This window comes from Massilia sp. (assembly GCF_031995545.1).
In the GTDB taxonomy this organism is placed as follows: domain Bacteria; phylum Pseudomonadota; class Gammaproteobacteria; order Burkholderiales; family Burkholderiaceae_D; genus Telluria.
Genome location: NZ_DAMAGA010000048.1, coordinates 11,260 through 32,607, shown reverse-complemented (window position 1 = coordinate 32,607; position 21,348 = coordinate 11,260). Strand labels below are relative to the sequence as shown.

Genomic DNA, 21,348 nt, shown 5'->3' with positions numbered 1-21,348 from the left:
GGTAGTAGTGCTGCAGGCGGTTGGGGTTCTCGCCGTAGCGGCCATCCTTCGGGCGACGTGACGGCTGCACATAGGCGGCGCGCCATGGCTCCGGGCCGATCGCGCGCAGGAAGGTGCCGGTGTGGAAGGTGCCGGCGCCGACTTCCATGTCATAGGGCTGGAGTAGTGCGCAGCCCTGCTTGTCCCAGTAGGTTTGCAGGGTGAGGATGATTTGTTGGAATGTGAGCATCTCTGATGGGACGCGGACATGTTGCCGCGAACACGGTATGTTTGCCAAATGACCAATTCTACTGAAATTTCTCGCCCCGCTGGGGGGCGATTTAACTCAGCTATTCGATTTGGCCTGGTATTTGGCCTGATGATTGCGGTAGCGGCGCCCGGTGAGCCAGGCGCCGAGCAGCATGACGGCGCCCAGCAGCAGGAACGCGGCGCTGCCGAGGCGAATGAACGGCGTCATGCCAGTCGTACCGCGCACGGTCGCGTTCAAGACGCCGTCGGTATAGAACGGCAGCACCTGCGTGATATTGCCGCGATGGTCGATCACGGCGGTGGCGCCGTCATTGGTCGAACGCAGCATCGGCCGCCCGGTCTCGAGCGTGCGCAGGCGCGAGATCTGCAGGTGCTGCGGAATCGCCACCGTCTGTCCATACCACGACAAATTCGACACGTTCAGCAGCATCGTCGCCGGCCGCGGCGCATTGCGCAGCTGGTAGGCGATCTCTTCGCCGAACACGTCTTCGTAGCAGATGTTCGGCAGCACCAGCTGATCCTTGACCGCGAACGGCGCCTGCAGCGGCGCGCCACGGGTGGCGTCGCTGAGCGGGATGTTCATCATGTCGGTGAACCAGCGGAAGCCCGGTGGGATGAACTCGCCGAACGGTACCAGGTGCGCCTTGTCGTAGCGGTAAGGGCGCGGCTGCGGGCTGATCGCCACCAGGCTGTTGGCATACTGATTCGGACCGTCGAGCAGCGGCATGCCGATCGCCAGCGTGCTGCCGGTCGAGGTCGAGAAACGCTGCAGGCTTTCCAGGTAGTCTGGCGGCAGATTTTGCGGGAAGCGCGGGATGGCTGTCTCGGGCGTGGCCACCAGGTCGGCCGGCGCGGCGGTGATCAAGCCGTGATAGCGCTCCAGGATATTGGCCAGGAATACTTCGTCGAACTTCTGATCCTGCGGGATATTCCCTTGCAGCAGACGCACGGTGATCGGCTGGCCGGTGAGCTGCGTCCATTCGACCGTACGCAGGCCGGCGCCGGCCGCCAGCACCGCTACCAGCAGGCCGACCGACTGCCAGCGCGCGCGCTGGGTCAGCATCACCAGGCAACCGGCGATGACACCGACCAGGATGCCCATGCCGTACACGCCGATCAGCGGCGCGTAACCAGCCAGCGGCGCGGTATCGTGCGCGTAGCCCGACGAGGCCCAGGGGAAACCGGTGAACACCCAGCCGCGCATCCATTCGGACACGCCCCAGGTCACGGGCAGCACCAGCAGCACGAAGGCGGCAACAGGAAGCGACCAGCGCTTGCGTATCCATGTGGCGACGCCGGCGGCGAACGCGCCGAACAGGCCCATGTACAGGCCGAGCAGGGTCAGGCCGACCACCGCCAGCGCCGCCGGCAGGTGGGCGAAGCGGGTCATGAAGATGTAGAGCCAGTGCATGCCGGCCACCGACCAGCCGAAGCCGAAGGCCCAGCCGACCAGCGTCGCACGCTTGACGGACGTCCCCATGCCGACCTGGTAGAACAGCCAGGCGAGCGAGAGGAATTGCACCGGCCACCAGCCGATCGGCTGGAACGACAGCAGGGAAGTGCCGCCGGCCAATACCGCGACGGCCAGCAGCAGGAGAGAAGGCCGCGTACCGCGCAGCGCCGGGTCACTAGCCATGACGGGCTGGGTACGGCGGCGCAGCATCAGTCGTGGTCGTCTTCAGCCAGCGGCAGTTTCTCGACGAGCAGCACGTGGATCTGGCGCGCGTCGGCGCGCAGGATTTCGAAGCGCAGGTTGTGCAGGTCGACCACTTCGCCCTTGTGCGGCATGCGACCCAGGTGGCTGGCCACCAGGCCGCCGATGGTGTCGACCTCGTCTTCCGGCAGGTCGGAACCGATTTCCTCGTTGAACTGCTCGATCTCGGTCAGCGCCTTGACGCGCCAGCGCGGACCGAGCTGGCCTTCGCGGATCGACAGGATATTGTCTTCTTCCTCGTCGAAGTCGTATTCGTCCTCGATATCGCCGACGATCTGCTCCAGCACGTCCTCGATCGTGATCAGGCCGGCCACGCCGGAATACTCGTCGACCACGATCGCCATGTGGTTGTGGTTGGCGCGGAAGTCGCGCAGCAGCACGTTCAGGCGTTTCGATTCGGGAATGAAGATCGCCGGACGCAACATGGCGCGCACGTCGAACGATTCTTGAGCGTAATAACGCAGCAGGTCCTTGGCCAGCAGGATGCCGACCACCTTGTCGCGTTCGCCTTCGATGGCCGGGAAGCGCGAGTGCTGGGTTTCCAGCACGATCGGCAGCCATTCTTCGATCGGGTCGGTGATGTCGATCACGTCCATCTGCGAACGCGGCACCATGATGTCGCGCACCGACAGGTCGGAAACCTGGAACACGCCTTCGATCATCGACAGCGCGTCGGCGTCGATCAGCTTGCGTTCATGGGCTTCGTGCAGGACTTCGAGCAGCTCGGCACGATTTTCGGGCTCGGGGGAGATGAGTGCGGTCAGCCGTTCGAACAGCGACCGATGGGGTTTGGCGTCCTGGCGGACGTCACTGGGATACTCGGGCATAGTTGGCGTGAAGCCGTTGTTGCAATGGTTATAGGATACACCAAAAGGGGATGGGCCTGATATTTACGCAGGCGTGCGCGGCGCGCTTTTTGTGCGGTGTATTGCTGCGATGCATGCAATTGTAATGAAAATCCGCGATGAATACGCGCGTTCGACACGTCGGGTTGGCGGCGGAACCGCCAACCCGACGATCGCCTGCTTACTCGGCGTACGGATCCGGATACCCCAGCACTTCCATGATATCGCGCTCGAACTGCTCCATCTCTTCGGCGTCGTCGTCGTTCTCGTGGTCCCAGCCCTGGGCGTGCAGCACGCCATGCACCACCAGGTGCGCCGCGTGTTCCTCGACCGTCTTCTTCTGCTCGTCCGCTTCGCGCTGCAGCACATCGGTGCACAGCACGATGTCGGCCTGGGTCGGGTCGTCCTCGCCCAGTTCTTCCTCTTCGTTGTAGGCGAAGGTCAGCACGTTCGTGGCGTAGTCCTTGCCGCGGTAAGCCTTGTTCAGCGCCTGGCCTTCCGCGGCGTCGACGATGCGGATCGTCAGTTCGGCCGGGCCCAGCAGGGCGGCTTCGACCCACTTGCGCAGGTCGGCTTCGCTTATGACGTCCTGCAGCCGGGTGTCGGCGAACTGGATCTCGAGATCAAGTGGATGTTTTTTTTCTTGCATGTTTCACCGGGGTCGGTTTGGGGAGATTGGCCAGTTCCTGCACCGACGTATCCTTGTCGTAGGCGTCGATGATGCGCGCCACCAGCGGGTGGCGCACCACGTCGGCGCTCGAGAACTGGGTGAAGGCGATGCCGCGCACGTCCTTCAGCACGTGCATGGCATCAACTAAACCGCTGCGCTGGGTCTTGTGCAGGTCGACCTGGGTGACGTCGCCGGTGACCACGGCCTTGCTGCCGAAGCCGATCCGGGTCAGGAACATCTTCATCTGCTCGACCGTCGTGTTCTGGGCTTCGTCCAGGATCACGAAGGCGTGGTTCAGCGTGCGCCCGCGCATGTAGGCCAGCGGGGCGATCTCGATCACCTGCTTCTCGAACAGTTTCTGGGTGCGGTCGAAGCCGAGCAGGTCGTACAGCGCGTCGTACAGCGGACGCAGGTAAGGATCGACCTTCTGTGCCAGGTCGCCCGGCAGGAAGCCGAGGCGCTCGCCGGCTTCGACGGCCGGACGGGTCAGGATGATGCGCTTGACGGCGTCGCGTTCCAGCGCATCGACCGCGCAGGCCACGGCCAGGTAAGTCTTGCCGGTGCCGGCCGGGCCGATGCCGAAGCTGATGTCGTGGTTCAGCACCGCGTGCATGTACTGGATCTGGTGCGGCGTACGGCCGCGCAGGTCGCTGCGCTTGGTTTTCAGCAGCGGGCTTTCGGTCTCGGGCGCCGGCACGTCGTCTTCGTCGTCGACATCGGCGCGCGCATCGACGCCGCCTTTCGGTTCGGCGGCTTCGACGCGCGGCTTGAGGCCGGTGCGCTGTTCGACCAGGGCCAGCTGCACTTCCTCGATCGGCACCACCTTGTTGGCGACGGCGTAGAAGCGTTCCAGCAGTTCGACCGCGCGCTCGGCGTTGGCGCCGCTGACGATGAATTTCTCGCCGCGGCGGAAGATGGTCACGTCGAGCGCGGCCGAGATCTGGCGCAGGTTTTCATCGAGCGGGCCGCACAGATGGGCGAGCCGCGTGTTATCGAGCGGCTCGGGAATGAAGTACGAGGGCAGGGTAGGCTGTGTTTTCAACTGGCTTGGGCAATCGTATCGAGGTTGGCGACGAGTTCGCCGCGCAGGTAGTAATCGTGGCTGGCGGTGATGCGCACATCGGTCAGCTGGCCGATCAGCGTCATGCCGGCGTCGTCCAGCGGGAACAGCACCACACGATTGTTTTCCGCGCGGCCCTGGAGCTGCGTTGGATCCTTCTTGGCCGGCCCTTCGACCAGCACCCGCTGCACGGTCCCGACCATCGCCGCGCTGTGCTTGCGCGTGTTGGCGTCGATCAGGGCCTGCAGCCGTTGCAGGCGCGCCAGCTTGACCTCGTGCGGGGTGTCGTCCTCGAGGTTGGCTGCCGGCGTGCCCGGGCGTTTGCTGAAGATGAAACTGAAACTGTTGTCGAAGCCGACGTCTTCCACCAGCTTCATCATGGCCTCGAAATCGGCCTCGGTCTCGCCCGGGAAACCGACGATGAAGTCGGACGAGAACGTGATGCCGGGACGCACCGCGCGCAGGCGGCGGATGATCGACTTGTATTCGAGGCCGGTGTAGCCGCGCTTCATCGCGTTCAGGATGCGGTCCGAGCCGTGCTGCACCGGTAAATACAAATGGCTGACCAGCTGCGGGATCTTCGCGTAGGCGTCGATCAGGCGCTGGCTGAATTCCTTCGGATGGCTGGTAACGAAGCGCAGACGCTCGATGCCGGGAATATCGGCAATATATTCCAGCAGCAGGGCGAAGTCGGCGGTATCGCCGTTTTCCATGGCGCCGCGGAAGGCATTCACGTTCTGGCCCAGCAGCATGATTTCCTTGACGCCCTGGGCGGCCAGGCCGGCGACCTCGGTCAACACGTCCTCGAAGCGGCGCGAGACTTCCTCGCCACGGGTGTAGGGCACCACGCAGTAGCTGCAATACTTGCTGCAGCCTTCCATGATCGAGACGTAGGCGACCGGGCCTTCGACCTTGGCCGGCGGCAAGAAGTCGAACTTCTCGATTTCGGGGAAGGTGATGTCGACCTGGGCCGTGCCCTGGGTGCGGCGCTGTTCGATCAGCTGCGGCAGGCGGTGCAGGGTCTGCGGGCCGAACACCACATCGACGAACGGGGCGCGCTTGACGATGGCGTCGCCTTCTTGCGACGCGACGCAGCCGCCGACGCCGATCACCAGGTCGGGCTTGCTGCGCTTGAGTTCTTTCAGGCGGCCGAGGTCGGAAAAGACTTTTTCCTGGGCCTTCTCGCGGATCGAGCAGGTATTGAACAGGATCACATCCGCATCTTCAGGTTTGTCAGTGCGCACCAGTCCATCCGAGGCGCCGAGGACGTCGACCATCTTGTCCGAGTCGTACTCGTTCATCTGGCAACCGAAGGTTTTAATGAATACTTTTTTTTGCATGAAGTGCTGATGTGAGGGCGAGCTATCGGGTCGACAAGGGTACGAGGCAGTTTACCGTACTTCGGCGGTGGTCCCTACTACGCAGCGGTGCGGGGCAGGGCGGCACAAGGCAGTAACGGACCGGCGAAGTCTGATGATTTGTTGACTGAAGGTAATTGTCGAACTGCTCAGATTGTTAAATATGCGTGTTGGGTCAAACTTTATTTGCCATGAACTATGGTCATGACGTTATCAAGTCTTTCCTCTTGTAAATCAAAGGCTTCCGCTGAGATTCCTATTTACAAAATTTATCCAAGAAATCTCTTGCGTGCGCCACAATCTAGCCCCATGTGCTGAAATGCCTATGTGACAAGCTTTCCGCACGATAGCTTGATTTCAGACAAGGAGTCACATGTGCGCTCTCTGGTACAACCGGGCGTATGAGGCAGATAATTTGTTTGAAAGACAAGTGCGTATGTGGAAAGAACGTGGAGCACACGTAGACCGGAACATTCTTAAGGGAACTCTCAGACTGTGTCTGTTTAATCCTTGAACAGGTTCCGGGAACTTAAGTTGAAGAAAAGTAGTCTTTAACAAAAGTTCATAAGGGAACTATTTTAACCAAACTCGTGAGGTAATCATCATGGCACAACAGCATCATGCTCTGTCTTCGCAGGAAAGCTACAATCCGAACCACCTGCTGGACATCCTGCTCGGCAAAATGCAACTGAAAAACGATGCTGCGCTGTCGCGCATGCTCGAAGTTGCTCCTCCAGTCATCAGCAAGATCCGCCACCATCGCCTGCCGGTCGGCGCCTCGCTGCTGATCCGCATGCACGAAGTCACCGGTATGAGCATCCGCGACCTGCGCGACCTGATGGGCGATCGCCGCACCAAATACCGCCTGTCGGATGCCCAGGGCCGTCCGAAGCCAGAAGAGAAGGCCGCGCAAGCCGCAGCCGCCGCCGCGGCCCAGCAGCAAGCCCAGCCGGCACAGCAATCGACGTCGCAGAACAACGAGCCATCCTCGGGTAATTATGCGCACTGATACCGTGGGCATGACAGCCGCATCTGTCATGCCTTCGGTATCAAAGGGCAGTGGCGCTGCCATGCACGCGTGGCGCCACCGCTGATATCTCGTCGTTCTCTTCTGTTTTCTTTTCCCCGTTGTTTCGCGGCCTCGCCTTTTTCGAGGATGGCCGTTATTTTTTCCTGCATCTGGCGCCCATCGCAGCGCATCTTCCAGTCCCCGACCTGCCAATCCTGACGGCTGTCCGACTCCTCGAAATGTTGTAGGCTCTGCCCGCTGGCCCCTTTCTTGTATGGCCGGCAACTGTCATTGAGGATTCCATGAAACTGTATTTCAGCCCCGGCGCCTGTTCGCTTGCGCCGCACATCGTCCTGCTGGCCAGCGCCCAGGACTGCGCCATCGAACGCGTCGACCTGCGTACCAAGCTGACCGCGAGCGGCGACGACTACCGCGCCATCAATCCCAAAGGCTATGTGCCGGCGCTGCAGCTGGACGACGGCCGGCTGCTGACCGAAACCCAGGTGATCCTGCAATACCTGGCCGACCAGGTCCCCGGCAGCGGTCTGGCGCCGGCCGCCGGCAGCTTCGAGCGCTACCAGCTGATGGAGTGGCTGGCCTATATCGCGAGCGAAGTGCAGAAGCGCTTCCAGCCGCTGTTCACCCCGGGCACGAGCGAGGAGGCGAAAGCGGCGGCCTGGGCCTCGCTGGCGGCGCCGCTGACCCACGTGGCGACGCGCCTCGAAGGCAGCGACTACCTGTGCGGCGACGGTTTCACGATCGCCGACGCCTATCTGTTCGCCGCGCTGGGCTGGGTCGGCTTCGCCGGCCATACGCTGGCCGACTGGCCGGCGCTGCAGGCTTACCAGCAGCGCATCGGCAGCCTGCCGGCAGTGCGCGAAGCGCTGCGCAAGGAAGGCCTTGCGTAAGCACATGTCATGACACCCCTTGCCGGTCAATATGCGCGTGCTACCATGCCCGCATGACCAGCCAACGCTATATTGCCCTGCTGCGCGGGATCAATGTCGGCCGCGCGAAACGGATCGCCATGGCCGACCTGCGCACGCTGGTCGAAAGCCTCGGCTATACCGGCGTGCGCAGCCTGCTCAACAGCGGCAATGTGGTGTTCGATGCCGGCAGCGACGCCGACGGCGCCGCGGCGGCGGCGGCGATCGAGGAAGCGCTGGTGCTGCGCCTGGGCGTGGCGGCGCGCGTGTTCGTGCTCGACCGCGCCGCGCTGGCCGACATCATCAACGACAATCCCTTGCTCGACCTGGCCGACGACCATGCGCGCCTGTTTACGTTCCTGCTGACGGGCGACGCCCAGCGCGAACTGGCGGCCTGCCTGTGCGCCCAGCCGTGGGGTCCGGAAGCGCTGGCAGTGGGGCGGCGCGCGGCCTATGTCTGGTGTCCGGAAGGCCTGCTCGACAGCGCCGCCGCGGCGGCACTCGGTAAAGGATTGGGCGACGGCACCACCTCGCGCAACTGGAAGACCATCACCAAGCTGCACGGCCTGTGCAGCGACAGCGCGCACCGGCTGGCGCCGCGCTGAGCGGCCACTACTTGAATTTGTCGCTCTTGTCCCGACCTGCCCGATAGCCGATCAGGATCAATCCCACCAGCATCATCGCAAACACTTCCGGCTCCGGCAGTTCGGACATCGGCGGCGCCGGCAGCACGATGCCGCTGCGGCCGGTGACGGCAAGATCGGACACAGGCGAGCTTGCCTGCGCCGGCGCCGCAGTCTGGCCAGGCTCGGCCGGCTCCAGGTCGATAACGGCAGCCTGCGCCGTATTGCCAAGGCAGAGCGCGAGCGCCGCTATCCACGCATATCGTTTCATCTCCGCTCCTTTTTCAAAGACTTCGAATCAGACCTTGCTGGAATGCTTTTGCTTGCGATCTTTAGGCGTTTTGAATGACGCTATATGCCTTGATCGCCGTCTTCAGGATAGCAAATCGCCGCGCTGCCGCCACGCGCGATTGAGCCGGCGCGTTGTGTAAAGAAGTCATCAGTTTTGAGCAAGATGCAGGCATGTTGAGATCAATCAAACAAAAGTTGACTGTGGAAAATATGCAGCGCTCAGCAGTATCCAGAACATCAGAAATATTCAGGCTGATAATGCAACTTTAGAAATAAATCACGTTTTCCTTGGCACATCCATAACTTTTGCTATCAGTCGAATAATCAATTCCGTTATCAGCTTTTTCACACGCATCAAATATCGGTATTTTTTGTTTGCTTGGTATTCCCGACGGTTTTTTTTGAAGGTATAGTCCTCTTTATCCCATTGCCTTCGGGCATCAAATCAACACCAAACGGGCACGTTCACATCGCTGACCGGTCCGCGCAACAGCAGTACTGTCGTACGACGCATCCCCCAGCAGCACGCATTGCAGCCACACATCGCAGCCACGCATCGCAGCAACTTACTTAGAGTACCGAGAATGCCCAATTTCGCCCGACTCCAGATCGCTTTCAAGAACGTGTACGTCCGCATCCTGTCCGCAATCCTGCTGGGCATGCTGGTGGCGCTGGCGATCTTCAAGGCCGACGTGCCGCAGGACGCCAGCCCCGTGGTCCACTCGCAGAACATCGCCGAGATCACCCAGCTGGCCGAGCAGAAGGCGCGCCTGGATTACCTGTTGATTGCCAAGCCGCTGTCGGAAGCGCCGCGCTACATCTATAAGTTCAAGGATGCCGCGAGCCTGAACGTGGTCAAGGTGCCGAGCACCTCGCACCTGTCGCTCGAGCGCGAAGTGCTGCTCAAGAACGCGATTCCGTACTCGATCGCGACCGACGACTACCTCGCTGCGCACAAGGCCGTGATGGAAGAACAGCAGGGCGCGCTGGAGCGCACCGGCACCTTCCTCAAGCAGTACGGCTTCAACATCGCCATCGTGCTGCTGGTGCTGTACCTGATCAAGTTCGGCGTGCCGGGCATGGGCATGAGCGCGTCGATGATCACCCCGGACAAGCTGAAGGGCAGCCTGGACGACCTGATCGGCATGGAAGACATCAAGCAGGAAGTGCTGCACCTGGAAGACATGATCCGCAACCGCGAGGTCTACCAGTCGCACAACATCGACAAGCCGTTCAACGTGATGCTGACCGGTCCTGCCGGTACCGGTAAAACCAAGCTGGTCGGCTACCTGGCCAAGCGCCTCGACATGCCGATGATCTCGGCCTCGGGCTCGGCGCTGGAATCCGGTTATGTGGGCGGCGGCTCGAAAGCCCTGAACGCCCTGTACCGCAAGGCCTGCGCCAAGGGCAAGTGCATCATCTTCCTGGACGAAGCGCAAAGCCTGTTCATGCCGCGCGGCCGCAGCGAAAAGAAGTGGGAAGACGATACCGCCAACACCATGCTGGGCCTGCTGGACGGCGTGAAGAGCGACAAGGGTGCCGGCGTGATCTGGGTGGTGGCCTCGAACTTCGACGACAACAACACCGAGATGGACGAAGCGATGCTGCGCCGCTTCTCGGTCAAGATCAACTTCCGCCTGCCGAACAAGGGCGAGCGCCGCGAACTGCTGCGCAGCTTCCTGTCGCGTAAAAAAGAAGGCCTGGTCAACTGGGACGACCTGGACCTCGACCAGGTGGCCGAGATCACCCAGAACCTGAGCCCGGCGCTGCTGGAAACCGTGGTCGAACGCGCCAGCATGCTGTCGATCCAGGAAAAGGCGATCATCGATACCAAGCTGCTGTTCCGCGCCTATGAACGCGCCACCATCGGCCTGACCGACCGCGCCACCACCGCCGAAAAGCACAAGCAGCGCGAGCGCATCGCCCTGCACGAACTGGGTCACTTCTTCATGCAGATCGACCCCTACCTGCGCCAGGGGATGAGCATCGCCGAAGTGAAGGAAAAGTCGCACCTGCTCAAGATCAGCACCGAAGCGGTGTCGAAGATCGGCGCGCTGGGCTACGTGCTGCAGTCGGGCGAAGACATGTCGCTGCGCACGCTGGAAGAACTGGAACGCGACGTGGTCGGCCTGTACGGCGGCGTGGCGGCCGAAGAGATGTTCTACGGCGCCCGCGGCATCTCGGTCGGCAGCCAGAACGACATCGAGAAGATCACCAAGATGCTCAACCTGATGGTGAGCCGCCTGTCGATGTACTCGCGTTCGAAGATCGACTACAGCCAGCTGGGCCAGGAAGCCAGCGGCGAACACACCGTGCGCCTGGTGGAAGAAAAGGCCGACGCGCTGTACAGCTACACGCTGGACGCGATCCGCGATTACCGCTTGATGATGGAGTCGATCAAGGACACGCTGCTGGACCAGTATGTGCTGTCGAAAGATGAAGTGTTCGCGCTGCTGGAAGAGCGCAGCGACCTGATGATGCCGCAGCTGCAGGGCCATCACGTGGCGAATCTGAAGCTGTGCGAGGAAGCCGTCGCCGCCTGATTCCGGCTAGTCGAGCAGCCTGCAAAACCCGCCCCGCGCAAGCCGGGCGGGTTTTTTTATTCCGGGCGCGGCAGCCAGTGCTGCAAGCGCTCGTGCTGTACCCGGTACTGCTCGCCCAGACAGGCCGCCATCTCCGGCGCCGCGCCGCATTGCGCGTCGCGCACCCTGAGCCAGCGCCGCTGCATCTCGACCACCTGCCTGCGCGCGCCGACCGTGTCCCATCCCAGGCGCAGCGAGCGCACCTGCGCGTCGAGTTGCAGATCCTGGGCCGCCAGCGAAGGATCGGCGCAGATGGTCTTTTCGATGCGGGTTTTCGCCCTGGCGCAATCGAAGGAGGGGCCTTGTGGCGGCGGGCGGAAGCGCGCCCGCGGCGTGAAATCACGGACGTCGAGCGGCACCACGGCGCCGGGCGTGACGAACTGCACCACCTTGGGAGACAGCTCGTGCTCGTCCAGCCAAGTCAGGATCGCCTTGCGCGCCGCAACCGGCAGGCGCCGCGGCGAGACGGTCTTCGATCCCAGCATCAAGACCTCGTTGCCGAAATAGGCGCCGATGCCGGCGTCGCGCCGGCTGTCGATCCAGAACAGGCCTTTATGCGGGCAGGCGTGCGGTACGCAGGCCGACATGGTGGCATAGCGCCCGTCCACGATCAGGGCCGGATCGGGCGGGCCGCGCAGGCCGCTCAACACATCCTTCAGTAGCGGCGGCGGCACATGCGCGCGCAGCAGGTCCGGGATGCGCTGGTCCCAGGCCAGCGCGTTGCTCGACTTGCCTTCGTAGTCGAGCACCCATTCCGACGATGCGTGCGCCGGCATGCAGGCCATGCCCGCCGTCAGCAACAGCCCCGCCAGCGCGGCGCGCACGCTCAATGCACCGCTTTCGCGCGCAGCGAATCGAGCACGTGGCGCGTCATGCTGCCGGCCAGTTCCTCTTCGCCGACGAACACGCGTCCGCCGGTCTCCTTGCGCAGCAGCTCGGCCTCTTCGGCATTGTGGGTACGCACCACGCACTGCACCGACGGATTGAGCGCCTTCGCGATCTCGACCATCTTGCGCACGTCGAAGGTATCCGGCGTGGCGATCACCAGCATCGCGGCGCGCGCGATGTGGGCCTGGATCAGCACCACCGGTTCGGCCGCATTGCCGACCACCGCCGGGATGCCGCGCTCGCGCGCCGCTTCCACCAGTTCGCGGTTCTGTTCGGCCAGCACGAAGTGCACGCCGCGCGCGGTCAGGTCGTCGGCGATGCGCCGGCCGACGCGCCCGAAGCCGACCAGCACCACCTGGCCGCTGAGTTTCTCGTGCGGGGTCTGCATCGGCAGCGCGGCCAGCGGATCGTCCGGGCGTTCGAACTTGCGCGCCAGGCTTGAGCGCGCGCGCAGCCAGCGCTGCACCGGCTCGATCGCCGTGAACAGCAGCGGATTGAGCGCGATCGAGATGATGGCGCCGGCCAGGATCAGGTTCTGGCCCAGCTGCGGCAGCAGGCCCAGGCTCATGCCGAGCGCAGCCAGGATGAACGAGAATTCGCCGATCTGCGCCAGGCTGGCCGACACCGTCAGCGCGGTGTTGAGCGGATAGCGCAGCACCAGCACCAGCACGAACGCCGCCAGCGACTTGCCGAACACGATCACCAAGACCACGCCCAGCACGTGCAGCGGATTATTCATTAGCACCATCGGATCGAACAGCATGCCGACCGAGACGAAGAACAGTACCGAGAACGCGTCGCGCAGCGGCAGCGACTCCTCGGCCGCGCGGTGGCTGAGTTCCGATTCGCGCAGCACCATGCCGGCGAAGAAGGCGCCCAGTGCGAACGACACGCCGAACAGTTCCGACGAGGCATACGCGATGCCGACCGCCGCCGCGATCACCGACAGCGTGAACAGCTCGCGCGACGCGGTCTTGGCCACGCGCCACAGGAACCACGGGAAGATCTTGCGCCCCACCACCAGCATGAAGGCGACGAACGCGCCCACCTGCAGCAGGGTCTTGCCCAGCGCCGGCCACAGGTCGGCGCCCGCATCGCCCTTGCCGCCGAGCGGACCGGAAAGCGCCGGCAGCATCACCAGCACCAGCACCATCACCAGGTCCTCGACCACCAGCCAGCCGACCGCAATGCGCCCGTTCATCGAGTCGAGCACGCCGCGCGCTTCGAGTGCGCGCAGCAGCACCACGGTGCTGGCTACCGACAGCGCCAGTCCGAACACGATGCCGGCGCCCAGCGACCAGTCCCACCACCACGCCAGTCCCATGCCCATCACCGTGGCCACGCCGATCTGCAGCAGCGCGCCGGGCAGGGCGATGCGGCGCACGTCGAGCAAGTCCTTCAGCGAGAAGTGCAGTCCGACGCCGAACATCAGCAGCATGACACCGATTTCCGCCAGCTGCGACGCCAGCGCCACGTCCGCAACGAAGCCCGGCGTGGCCGGACCGATGAAGACGCCGGCGGCCAGATAGCCAACCAGGGCGGGCAGTTTGACGCGCACTGCCAGCATGCCGAATAGCAGGCCGAAGCCGAGCGCGGCGGCAATGGTGGTGATCAGGCTGAGTTCGTGGTGCATCGTCGGGGGACTCCTTATCAGGTTGTAATGACTTGGAGTATAAGCGACCACCCTGACGTTGAAAGAAAAATATGGCCTAAAGGCAAGTATTTGCGCCGATATCGCCACAACTAACGCTATCGCGCCGCGTTTCCATTCACCCTGAATGCGCGTCGCGGCGAGCCGAACTCGGATAGCATAGGCACATTGCCAACTGCCAAGCTCAGCTCACGAATGCCCCGCATGGAAAAGCAGACCGAACTGCGCCGCGCCAAACTGATCGCCCTCGGCTTCTTCGTCGGCGCGGCCGCGCTGTTCGTGCTCAGCCTGCTATTGCCGCAGACCTGGTGGACCGGTCTGCTGCGCGCGTTTTCCGAAGCGGCGATGGTCGGCGCGCTGGCCGACTGGTTCGCGGTGGTGGCGCTGTTCAAGCGCGTGCCGATCCCGCTGGTGCAGCGCCACACCGCCATCATCCCGAACAACAAGGACAAGATCGCCGACAACCTGGCGCTGTTCGTGCGCGAGAAATTTCTCGATACCGATTCCATCGTCGGCCTGATCCGGCGCCACGACCCGGTGCAGAAGGTGGCCGACTGGCTGGTGCAGCCGGCGAATTCCGAACTGATGGGCGGCCACCTGGTGCGCGCATCGAGCTTCATGCTCGACTTCATCGAAGACGCCGCGGTGCAGAACTTCATCCGGCGCGGCGTGCACACCATGGTGAACAGCGTCGACCTGTCGAAATCGACCGGCACCATCCTGGAAAGCCTGACCCGCGGCCGCCGTCACCAGGAACTGCTCGACGAAGGCATCCGCCAGCTGGCGCACCTGCTCGACAACGCCGACACCCAGGATTACATCGCCCAGGGCATCGTTGAGTGGCTGAAGGAAGACTACGCCTTCATCGAAAAGATGCTGCCGTCGGACATGATCGGCCGCAAGGGCGCCGACATCGCGGTGCGTCTCGCGGCCGGCGTATTGAACAAGGTGGCGGCCGACCCGGAACACCCGTTGCGCCACCGCTTCGACGACTACGTGGCCGGCTTCATCGAGCGCCTGAAGGGCGACGCCGCGTTCACCGCCAAGGCCGACGAGATCAAGCGCTACCTGTTGGAGGACGAGACCCTGAACAGCTACCTGAAATCGCTGTGGGACGAACTGAAGGCCTGGCTCAAGCGCGATTTGCAGAGTGAAGACTCGACCCTGCGCCGGCGCATCGTGGCGATGGGCGCCTGGATCGGCAAGGTGCTGGGCGAAGATCCGCAGCTGCGCCAGTCGCTGCACGACAACCTGGAAGCGGCGGCACGCGGCGTGGCGCCGGAATTCGCCGGCTTCCTGACGCGCCATATCGCCGACACCGTCAAGCAGTGGGACGACCGCGAGATGTCGGCCCAGATCGAACTGAACATCGGCAAGGACCTGCAGTACATCCGCATCAACGGAACCATCGTCGGCGGCATGATCGGCGTGATCCTGTATCTTCTATCGCATTTGCCTGCATTATGGGGCTGACCTGAATGGAACCGCCATGCACACGCTTGCACTGAACGACTGGTTGGCTGCCCACCCCGAGGTCGAACGGATGCCCGAACGCGACCTGTATGTGGTGGCGCGCTACATGATTCCGATCAACGCCAGCTTGGCGCAGGGTTGCCTGGAAGCGTCCGGCATCCCGGCGATGCTGGCCGACGCGCACTTGATGCAGACCGATCTGCTGCTGGCGCCGGCCCTGGGCGGCGTGCGCCTGCTGGTTGACGCCGAGCATGTGCAGCACGCGTATAACGTGCTGGCGGCGCTGGAGCGGGGCGATTACGCGCTCGACGAGAACGCCCCGGACGGCGAGTGGCGCACGTCCGCCTGAGGTCCATGCCGTCCTATGAAGACTGGCCGGACTTCATGACCGCCTGAAGATGATTTACAAGTCCATCCGCAACATTATCCCAGGTGTGCTGCAGCGCGTAGTTCCGCAGCCGCCCTGGGTGCCATGTTTGCTTCAATGCCAGACCAATGGCGTGCGCAAATGGCTCGGGCTCCCTGATGTCGACCAAGATGCCCAAGTCCGGAGCGGTAATAATCTCAGGCACGCCCCAAGTACGGTGGGCTACCACCGGGGTGGCGCACGCCATGGCCTCCAGGATTACATTCGGCCAGCCTTCTTTCTCGCTAGCGAGGCAGAGCATGTCAGCGGCAGAGTACCAGGCATGCAAGTCGGTATTGAGCACCGCCCCGGCCCAGACTACCTCGGCGGCTATTCCAAGTTCGGCCGCCAGGGCACGAAGCTCGCTTTCGCAATTGCCTTCTTCGCCTCCTTGTCCCACAACGATCAAGCACAGATCCGTATGGCCTTGCGCCCGCAGCAAGGCAAGGGCTTGCAGCAGGATGTCGACCCCTTTGCGCGGGACCAGATGGGAAACCGACAGCATATAGCGCTTGGCGCTCTGCAAACCGAGCATCCTGCGGGCTGCCTGTTTCGGGGTAGGTCGAAAGCGCTCCGTGTCCACGCCATTCGTGGAGGCGTACCCCTTTTCTGGGGGGGCGCCCAAGCTGATGGCGCCGTCGACCAGCGCCCTGGCGACACCGAAATAACGCGCACAATGACGCAGGGCAAACAGCACTTGGCGAATCCTTATGGGAAACCGGGGGAGATCGTTGATATCGTGGCCGCGCAAGGTGACGACACAGGGCTTGCGCAGGACACGCGACAGCAAGGCGCCCGCAAATCCTTCAGGAAAAGCCAAATGGCAATCGATGATATCGATCTTCCCCTTGAGGCCATGCGATGCGATGAATTTCCAGACCGCGAAGGCCAGGAAAATCCCATCGAGTGGCTTGAGGATCGCCGGAACGGAAAAGAATTTCGGAAAATAGGTTGGATACGCATTGGCGTCGGTCTGCGGCGAAATCCGGCTGCGGTTGGCGTAACGCGCAAAGTATCGCTCGCCGGGAAACCAAGGGATTGGCGAGACCACGATCAGATCGACTTTCGTCGACAGCGCATCCAATCGTTGCTTCACGAACTGGGCATGCACCGGCATGCGCGGATTGGGAAACATGGTCGCGATGCTGAGGACCCGCATGCGTCCGTTCATGGCTCCTCCAGGATATAGGACAGGAAGCGCTTGGCCTTCGCCTCCCAGCTCTCGCTTTGGAGAAAGGTATCGAGTCCGGTACGGGCGTGGATTGGAGTCACAGGGGAGCCTGAGGCGATCGTGGCCAGGGCCGACGCCACCGCGTGTGGAAACTCGTCCGAACCAGCCACGGTGAGGTATTCAGCGAGTCGGATCGCTTCGGGAAGAGGCGACGCGATGACAGGCTTGCCGGTGGCCAGGTATTCCTTGAGTTTGAGCGGATTGATGTTTTGGGTGAATTCATCGACTACATAAGGAAGGATACAGAGGTCGAAGTGGCAAACGTGTCCAGGCAAGTCGGCATAAGGGACGGCGCCGAAAAAGTGCAGATTGGGCACATCGCGAAATTCTTTTGTATCCCAGTCGATAACTGGCCCGAGGATGACGAAGGTCGCCTGCGGCGACAAGACGGCGGCGGCCCGGAGGGCGTGGGCGTCGACACGTCGATCGAAGACGCCGACCATGCCTACCAGCGGATGGGGCAAGGCAGCCAGGGGGCTGGCTGGATTGGTGATGGCGCGAGAGAAGTGCTTCAGGTCCACGCCATGGGTGAGCAGGGCAGACGCGTTCACGAGCGAAGCGCGTGAATCGAGAATCGAGGTGGACGTGGCGATCATCAGATCGCAAGCATCCAGCGTCTCCTGCTCGAGGCGATGCATGGCCCGGCCGTCGATGCCGTGCCAATGCGTGAAGTCGTCCACACAGTAATAGACCTTTCGCGCGAACTTCTGATCGCGAAAGAGACCAGGAACAATGGGCGAAGTACTCACCAGGATCGGATGCTTGCCAGGGGCTACATGTCGCAGCGCCTCATGCACGGCCCTCGAGAGGAGCCGCTGATTGAGTGCGGTGGACGTGGCCCCTCTGAAAGAAGGCCACATGACCGGGTTGATAATATGGGGACAGACCGTGTTCTGCCACGACGGAGCAGAAGCCGTGTCTGACGCAGGGTCGAGGGATCCGAGCCCTGCTCTTGCCTTGAGCCTGGTTTTGGGACGAATCCAGGCGCGAATGACCTGCATCGCCCTTTTGAAATCGTGCAGGCTGAAACGCGGCGTGCGCATCCCAATCGAGTTCACCCAGATGACTTGGGCCTGCGGAATAATCCTGCTGAACAAATGCTGGCAACTTGATGGGTGCCGGCCCCAATCGTCTGCAAATACGACAAACACGTACTGGGAGAGTTGATGTTGAGAGACTTGCATATCCCCGTTGATGCCCAAAGCTGTCCGCTATCGGATCTGCCCAATGATTTATGTATAAGGTGATCCGGCCGACTGGATTGCCCCTCTTAATGATCTGCGGAATCATACCACCCCGCGCCATTTTTATTTCGTTAACATTCCTGCTTATGGCTGAGACAAACTGGAGTCACGAGAGCGGTCGGTATTGCATCTATCCGGGCACAACAGCGGTGCGGAATCTGGCGGCTATTCCATGGATCTCGGCGGTCAATGGGTGGCCCGTCATTCGAAGCGCGCAATACCAGAGACAAGCCAGTGGCAGGACCAAAATCAGAAGAACGGACATCGGTGCGAGCGAGGCCGGAAGTGACATTTTAAGAAAAGCTGCGCCTGTCATGCAGATTATTGCAGTAGCGGCACTGGGCCATAAAGCAGTAAGTGTCGTGGCGAACCCCTGATGGAAATAAATGCGATGCTGGATAATCAGCACGGGCGTCGCAACGATGGTTGCAGCGCAAATTATCCAGGAAAAACTCCAAATACTGCCGTCAAACAGGGCAAGGGCGAAGGCGATGCGCGACAGGAGGATAGTCGCAACAGGAAACGCAGCCAGATGAGGTTTCCCGATCGCGCTCATGGCAGCTGGATAATAGTTAAAGATTGTTCCAACAGCGCAAGCGACCAACAATCCATCCATTGCCGGGACCGATGGCAGCCATTTTTCGCCATACAGCACGATAATGATCTCTTTGCTAAAAACACAGGTCAATGCAAACGCCGTCCACGCGATACCAGTCAACAGCGAAGTTGCCTTGTTCAATAATTCGCCAACAGACTCGCCACGATGGTGCGCCTGGGCCAAGTAAGATTCCGAGCCGTAGTTTGCCGTACTACCGGCGATATGGAAAAAGATCATAACGGTTGAGTTTGCCCGACTGAAAAAACCGACTAGCGTAGCATTGCCGAGTTTACCCAGTAGGATGTCGGGAATCGAATTATTGGCTGCGGCCAGGCAGTTGGTGAGCAAAGAACTGAGGCCGAAATGCAGGACACGGGGCCAATGCCGCAAGGAGGGTAGCCATGGAAGATATTTTGGCCTGAGAGGAATGTAAGCAAGGCAGCACGTGACGATATTGGCCAGATTGGCCCAGGCCATGCTGGACGTGCCAAAACCCAAGCCAGCGAGGCCCAGGCAAGTAACGGCTGACACAACTGTACTGATAATCGATACCCAAGCCTGTTTGGTGGCGGCAAACTCCCGGGTGAGCAGCGAATGGGTGATGGACGCAAAGGGAATGAGCGCGAAACAGATGGCAAGTATCTTCATCACCGGAGCCATTCGCGGTTCGTTAAACCAGCGGCCGAACCAGTCACTGCCGGCATATATGGCTGCGGCTATCAACCATGATGTCGTAAAAAACACACCCATGGCAGCGCGCAGCTTTTCCTGTGTCAAATCCTTTTCCCTCTGGAGATAACTTCCTATGCCAAAATCCTGGAACACGTGTGCGATGTTGATGAGCACGATGGTCATGGAATAGATCCCGATATCGCTCGGGCTCAACATTCGCGCCAGAACCAGACTGACGGCGAACTGGATTAGCGTGGTGCCGGTGGAGGCGAAGAAATTGACGTATAGGGAGCGCCGAATGTTGGCCATGGGTAATGCAATTATTTTCGATAGAATATTTCTCTAATTATGCATGGGGTTGCAGCGCTGCCCACAACGAAATAAGTGGCGGGGGTGGTGGCGTCTGGAACAGGCGCGTACTATGCCGGTATTCACGCGCTTGACGAGCGTGCGCCGGACCGCAAGTAATGCACTGTCGAGTAGATCGTGCTCACGCGTGTAGTGGCGCACCAAGCCTTCTCGTGCGCCGGTATAGTCTGATGACATCGAGACGGCAATCGGGCCGGCCTCGTTTGTCCAAGGAGAACATCATGCCTCAAGGTGATAAATCGTCGTACACCGACAAGCAGAAGCGTCAGGCCGAGCACATCAAGGAAGGCTACGAGAAGAAGGGCGTCGGCAAGCAGGAAGCCGAAAAGCGCGCCTGGGCCACCGAGAACAAGATCTCGGGCGGCGGCAAGAAGCACTGATCGCGCCAGCTTCTACCGCTCTCACGCCGAGAGCGGGCAGCTCAGCTCGATCCGTTCCAGCAGACCCGTGCGCAGCGCCTGCAGCTGGGCGATGCGCGCGTCGATCACGGCCACCTTGTCGGCCAGCAGGCGCGCGATCGCCTGTTCCGGCGCCGGGTTGTCCCATAGTGCCGGCAGGTTTTCTCCGATCTCGGCCAGGCTGAAACCGAGTCCCTGCGCCATGCGCACATAGCCGACCAATTGCGCCGTCTCGGGCGCATAGCGGCGGTAGCCGTTCGCGCCACGAAGCGCGCGGATCAGGCCGCGCTTTTCATAGAAGCGCAGCGTGTCGCAGCTCACGCCGGTCGCCTGCGCCAGTTCCCCGATCCGCATCTCTTTCCTCCTCGAACGCTTGACCCTGGAGTGTACTCCAGGCTTTAGGCTGGGCTTTTCAAACGAGGAGAAAGTCCGATGTCCCCTGACCGTTATCTGAAGATCGTGCGCCTGAGCGCCTGGTACGACCTCGTCGTCACCGCAGGCTTTGCCACGCCGTGGAGCTTCATGCTGTTGCATGGCATGCTGTCGACTGTAGCGCAGCGCTCAGGCCTTCCGGGCATGTTGCCGCCGTTCGAGCCGGCGCACATGCTGATGGCCAATCTGCTCGGTTCGGTCGTGATCGTGTGGTCGCTGCTGCGCCTGCGCGCCACGCTGGCAGTGCACGGACGCTACGATGCACTGGCGCGCTTCCTGTTCGCGGCGTGGCAGTTGTACGCGGTCGCGCATGGTGCCACCTGGCTGATCCTGGGATTCACGTTCTTCGAGCTGATGTTCGGCCTGGCACAACTGCTGCCGGTGGCAAGGGAAGAGCGGCGCTTGGCAATGGCGGCCTGAAAACAAAAACGGCCCGGTTCGCGCGAACCGGGCCGTCATGCATCGTGGTGGTGATAGGTGGACTTGAACCACCGACCCCAGCATTATGAGTGCTGTGCTCTAACCAGCTGAGCTATATCACCGAAAGCGACAAAAGCAAAATGGCTTGACTCGTTGGAGAGCCAAGCCATTCGCTTGGAATTCTTGGTGGTGATAGGTGGACTTGAACCACCGACCCCAGCATTATGAGTGCTGTGCTC

At 61.8% G+C, this 21,348-nt stretch carries 21 protein-coding genes and 2 tRNA genes (1 of these 23 only partly in view); 8 read left to right on the top strand and 15 right to left on the bottom strand.

The features are described from left to right. From RTQ83_RS22060 to miaB, 6 genes are all read right to left on the bottom strand, one after another. Positions 1–229, bottom strand: a 229-nt coding sequence (locus tag RTQ83_RS22060; protein ID WP_312519497.1) for a glycine--tRNA ligase subunit alpha, incomplete at its 3' end; no start/stop codon positions are given. A gap of 96 nt (positions 230–325) precedes the next feature. Then, on the bottom strand, positions 326–1,912 hold the full coding sequence (lnt, locus tag RTQ83_RS22055) for an apolipoprotein N-acyltransferase (RefSeq protein WP_409456143.1): 1,587 nt from the start codon (positions 1,910–1,912) through the stop codon (positions 326–328). After that, positions 1,912–2,790 carry a transporter associated domain-containing protein gene (locus tag RTQ83_RS22050; RefSeq protein WP_312519492.1) on the bottom strand — a complete coding sequence of 293 codons (879 nt, stop codon included), beginning with the start codon at positions 2,788–2,790 and terminating at the stop codon, positions 1,912–1,914. The genes lnt and RTQ83_RS22050 overlap by 1 nt, the downstream gene beginning before the upstream one ends. Before the next feature lie 199 nt (positions 2,791–2,989). Further along, positions 2,990–3,457 carry an rRNA maturation RNase YbeY gene (gene ybeY / locus RTQ83_RS22045; RefSeq protein WP_312519489.1) on the bottom strand — a complete coding sequence of 156 codons (468 nt, stop codon included), beginning with the start codon at positions 3,455–3,457 and terminating at the stop codon, positions 2,990–2,992. After that, positions 3,432–4,520: a PhoH family protein gene (locus tag RTQ83_RS22040; RefSeq protein ID WP_312519486.1), complete on the bottom strand. Its 1,089-nt coding sequence runs from the start codon at positions 4,518–4,520 to the stop codon at positions 3,432–3,434. Before RTQ83_RS22040 ends, ybeY begins: the two co-directional genes overlap by 26 nt. After that, positions 4,517–5,878 carry a tRNA (N6-isopentenyl adenosine(37)-C2)-methylthiotransferase MiaB gene (gene miaB, locus RTQ83_RS22035; protein WP_312519484.1) on the bottom strand — a complete coding sequence of 454 codons (1,362 nt, stop codon included), beginning with the start codon at positions 5,876–5,878 and terminating at the stop codon, positions 4,517–4,519. Before miaB ends, RTQ83_RS22040 begins: the two co-directional genes overlap by 4 nt. Before the next feature lie 622 nt (positions 5,879–6,500). Here miaB and RTQ83_RS22030 point away from each other — a divergent pair. The 3 genes from RTQ83_RS22030 (at position 6,501) to RTQ83_RS22020 (ending at position 8,436) form a co-directional block, all read left to right on the top strand. Beyond that, on the top strand, positions 6,501–6,905 hold the full coding sequence (locus tag RTQ83_RS22030; RefSeq protein WP_312519481.1) for a hypothetical protein: 405 nt from the start codon (positions 6,501–6,503) through the stop codon (positions 6,903–6,905). 302 nt (positions 6,906–7,207) lie between these two features. Further along, positions 7,208–7,813, top strand: coding sequence for a glutathione transferase GstA (gstA, locus tag RTQ83_RS22025; protein ID WP_312519478.1), 606 nt, complete (start codon positions 7,208–7,210; stop codon positions 7,811–7,813). A gap of 53 nt (positions 7,814–7,866) precedes the next feature. Then, positions 7,867–8,436, top strand: coding sequence for a DUF1697 domain-containing protein (locus tag RTQ83_RS22020; protein WP_312519476.1), 570 nt, complete (start codon positions 7,867–7,869; stop codon positions 8,434–8,436). A gap of 7 nt (positions 8,437–8,443) precedes the next feature. Here the strand turns inward: RTQ83_RS22020 and RTQ83_RS22015 are convergent, their stop codons facing one another. Then, positions 8,444–8,725 carry a hypothetical protein gene (locus RTQ83_RS22015; RefSeq protein ID WP_312519473.1) on the bottom strand — a complete coding sequence of 94 codons (282 nt, stop codon included), beginning with the start codon at positions 8,723–8,725 and terminating at the stop codon, positions 8,444–8,446. Between the two features lie 604 nt (positions 8,726–9,329). Here RTQ83_RS22015 and RTQ83_RS22010 point away from each other — a divergent pair. Continuing rightward, positions 9,330–11,288, top strand: a complete 1,959-nt coding sequence (locus RTQ83_RS22010) for an AAA family ATPase (RefSeq protein WP_312519470.1) — start codon at positions 9,330–9,332, stop codon at positions 11,286–11,288. 56 nt (positions 11,289–11,344) lie between these two features. Here the strand turns inward: RTQ83_RS22010 and RTQ83_RS22005 are convergent, their stop codons facing one another. Both RTQ83_RS22005 and ybaL read right to left on the bottom strand, forming a co-directional pair. Next, positions 11,345–12,151 carry a lysozyme inhibitor LprI family protein gene (locus tag RTQ83_RS22005; RefSeq protein ID WP_312519500.1) on the bottom strand — a complete coding sequence of 269 codons (807 nt, stop codon included), beginning with the start codon at positions 12,149–12,151 and terminating at the stop codon, positions 11,345–11,347. 2 nt (positions 12,152–12,153) lie between these two features. Further along, complete coding sequence (gene ybaL, locus RTQ83_RS22000; protein ID WP_312519467.1) at positions 12,154–13,848, bottom strand: YbaL family putative K(+) efflux transporter; 1,695 nt, start codon at positions 13,846–13,848, stop codon at positions 12,154–12,156. Positions 13,849–14,070: 222 nt separating this feature from the next. Here ybaL and RTQ83_RS21995 point away from each other — a divergent pair, with 222 nt between their 5' ends. Together RTQ83_RS21995 and RTQ83_RS21990 are read left to right on the top strand one after the other, a co-directional pair. Continuing rightward, positions 14,071–15,339 (top strand): DUF445 family protein, encoded by a 1,269-nt coding sequence (locus RTQ83_RS21995; protein ID WP_312519464.1) that lies wholly within the window; start codon positions 14,071–14,073, stop codon positions 15,337–15,339. 16 nt (positions 15,340–15,355) lie between these two features. Further along, on the top strand, positions 15,356–15,688 hold the full coding sequence (locus RTQ83_RS21990) for a putative signal transducing protein (protein ID WP_312519461.1): 333 nt from the start codon (positions 15,356–15,358) through the stop codon (positions 15,686–15,688). 13 nt (positions 15,689–15,701) lie between these two features. Here RTQ83_RS21990 and RTQ83_RS21985 read toward each other — a convergent pair whose 3' ends face one another. The 3 genes from RTQ83_RS21985 to RTQ83_RS21975 all read right to left on the bottom strand — a co-directional run bounded on the left by RTQ83_RS21985 (position 15,702) and on the right by RTQ83_RS21975 (position 19,799). Continuing rightward, positions 15,702–16,916: a glycosyltransferase gene (locus tag RTQ83_RS21985; RefSeq protein WP_312519459.1), complete on the bottom strand. Its 1,215-nt coding sequence runs from the start codon at positions 16,914–16,916 to the stop codon at positions 15,702–15,704. Further along, positions 16,913–18,160, bottom strand: a complete 1,248-nt coding sequence (locus tag RTQ83_RS21980; RefSeq protein ID WP_312519456.1) for a glycosyltransferase — start codon at positions 18,158–18,160, stop codon at positions 16,913–16,915. Before RTQ83_RS21980 ends, RTQ83_RS21985 begins: the two co-directional genes overlap by 4 nt. Before the next feature lie 190 nt (positions 18,161–18,350). Then, a complete protein-coding gene (locus RTQ83_RS21975; protein WP_312519453.1) occupies positions 18,351–19,799 on the bottom strand; it encodes an oligosaccharide flippase family protein in 1,449 nt (482 codons plus the stop codon). A 281-nt stretch (positions 19,800–20,080) separates the two neighbouring features. On the opposite strand from RTQ83_RS21975, the gene RTQ83_RS21970 reads away from it, so the two are divergent. Further along, positions 20,081–20,239 (top strand): hypothetical protein, encoded by a 159-nt coding sequence (locus tag RTQ83_RS21970; protein ID WP_290416152.1) that lies wholly within the window; start codon positions 20,081–20,083, stop codon positions 20,237–20,239. Between the two features lie 21 nt (positions 20,240–20,260). Here RTQ83_RS21970 and RTQ83_RS21965 read toward each other — a convergent pair whose 3' ends face one another. Beyond that, positions 20,261–20,611, bottom strand: coding sequence for a MerR family transcriptional regulator (locus tag RTQ83_RS21965; RefSeq protein ID WP_312519446.1), 351 nt, complete (start codon positions 20,609–20,611; stop codon positions 20,261–20,263). Positions 20,612–20,689: 78 nt separating this feature from the next. Here RTQ83_RS21965 and RTQ83_RS21960 point away from each other — a divergent pair, with 78 nt between their 5' ends. Then, positions 20,690–21,109, top strand: a complete 420-nt coding sequence (locus RTQ83_RS21960; RefSeq protein ID WP_312519445.1) for a hypothetical protein — start codon at positions 20,690–20,692, stop codon at positions 21,107–21,109. Positions 21,110–21,154: 45 nt separating this feature from the next. Here the strand turns inward: RTQ83_RS21960 and RTQ83_RS21955 are convergent. Together RTQ83_RS21955 and RTQ83_RS21950 are read right to left on the bottom strand one after the other, a co-directional pair. Next, positions 21,155–21,231 (bottom strand) — tRNA-Met (locus RTQ83_RS21955). Between the two features lie 62 nt (positions 21,232–21,293). Further along, a tRNA-Met gene (locus RTQ83_RS21950) sits at positions 21,294–21,348 on the bottom strand; it runs 122 nt beyond the window's last position.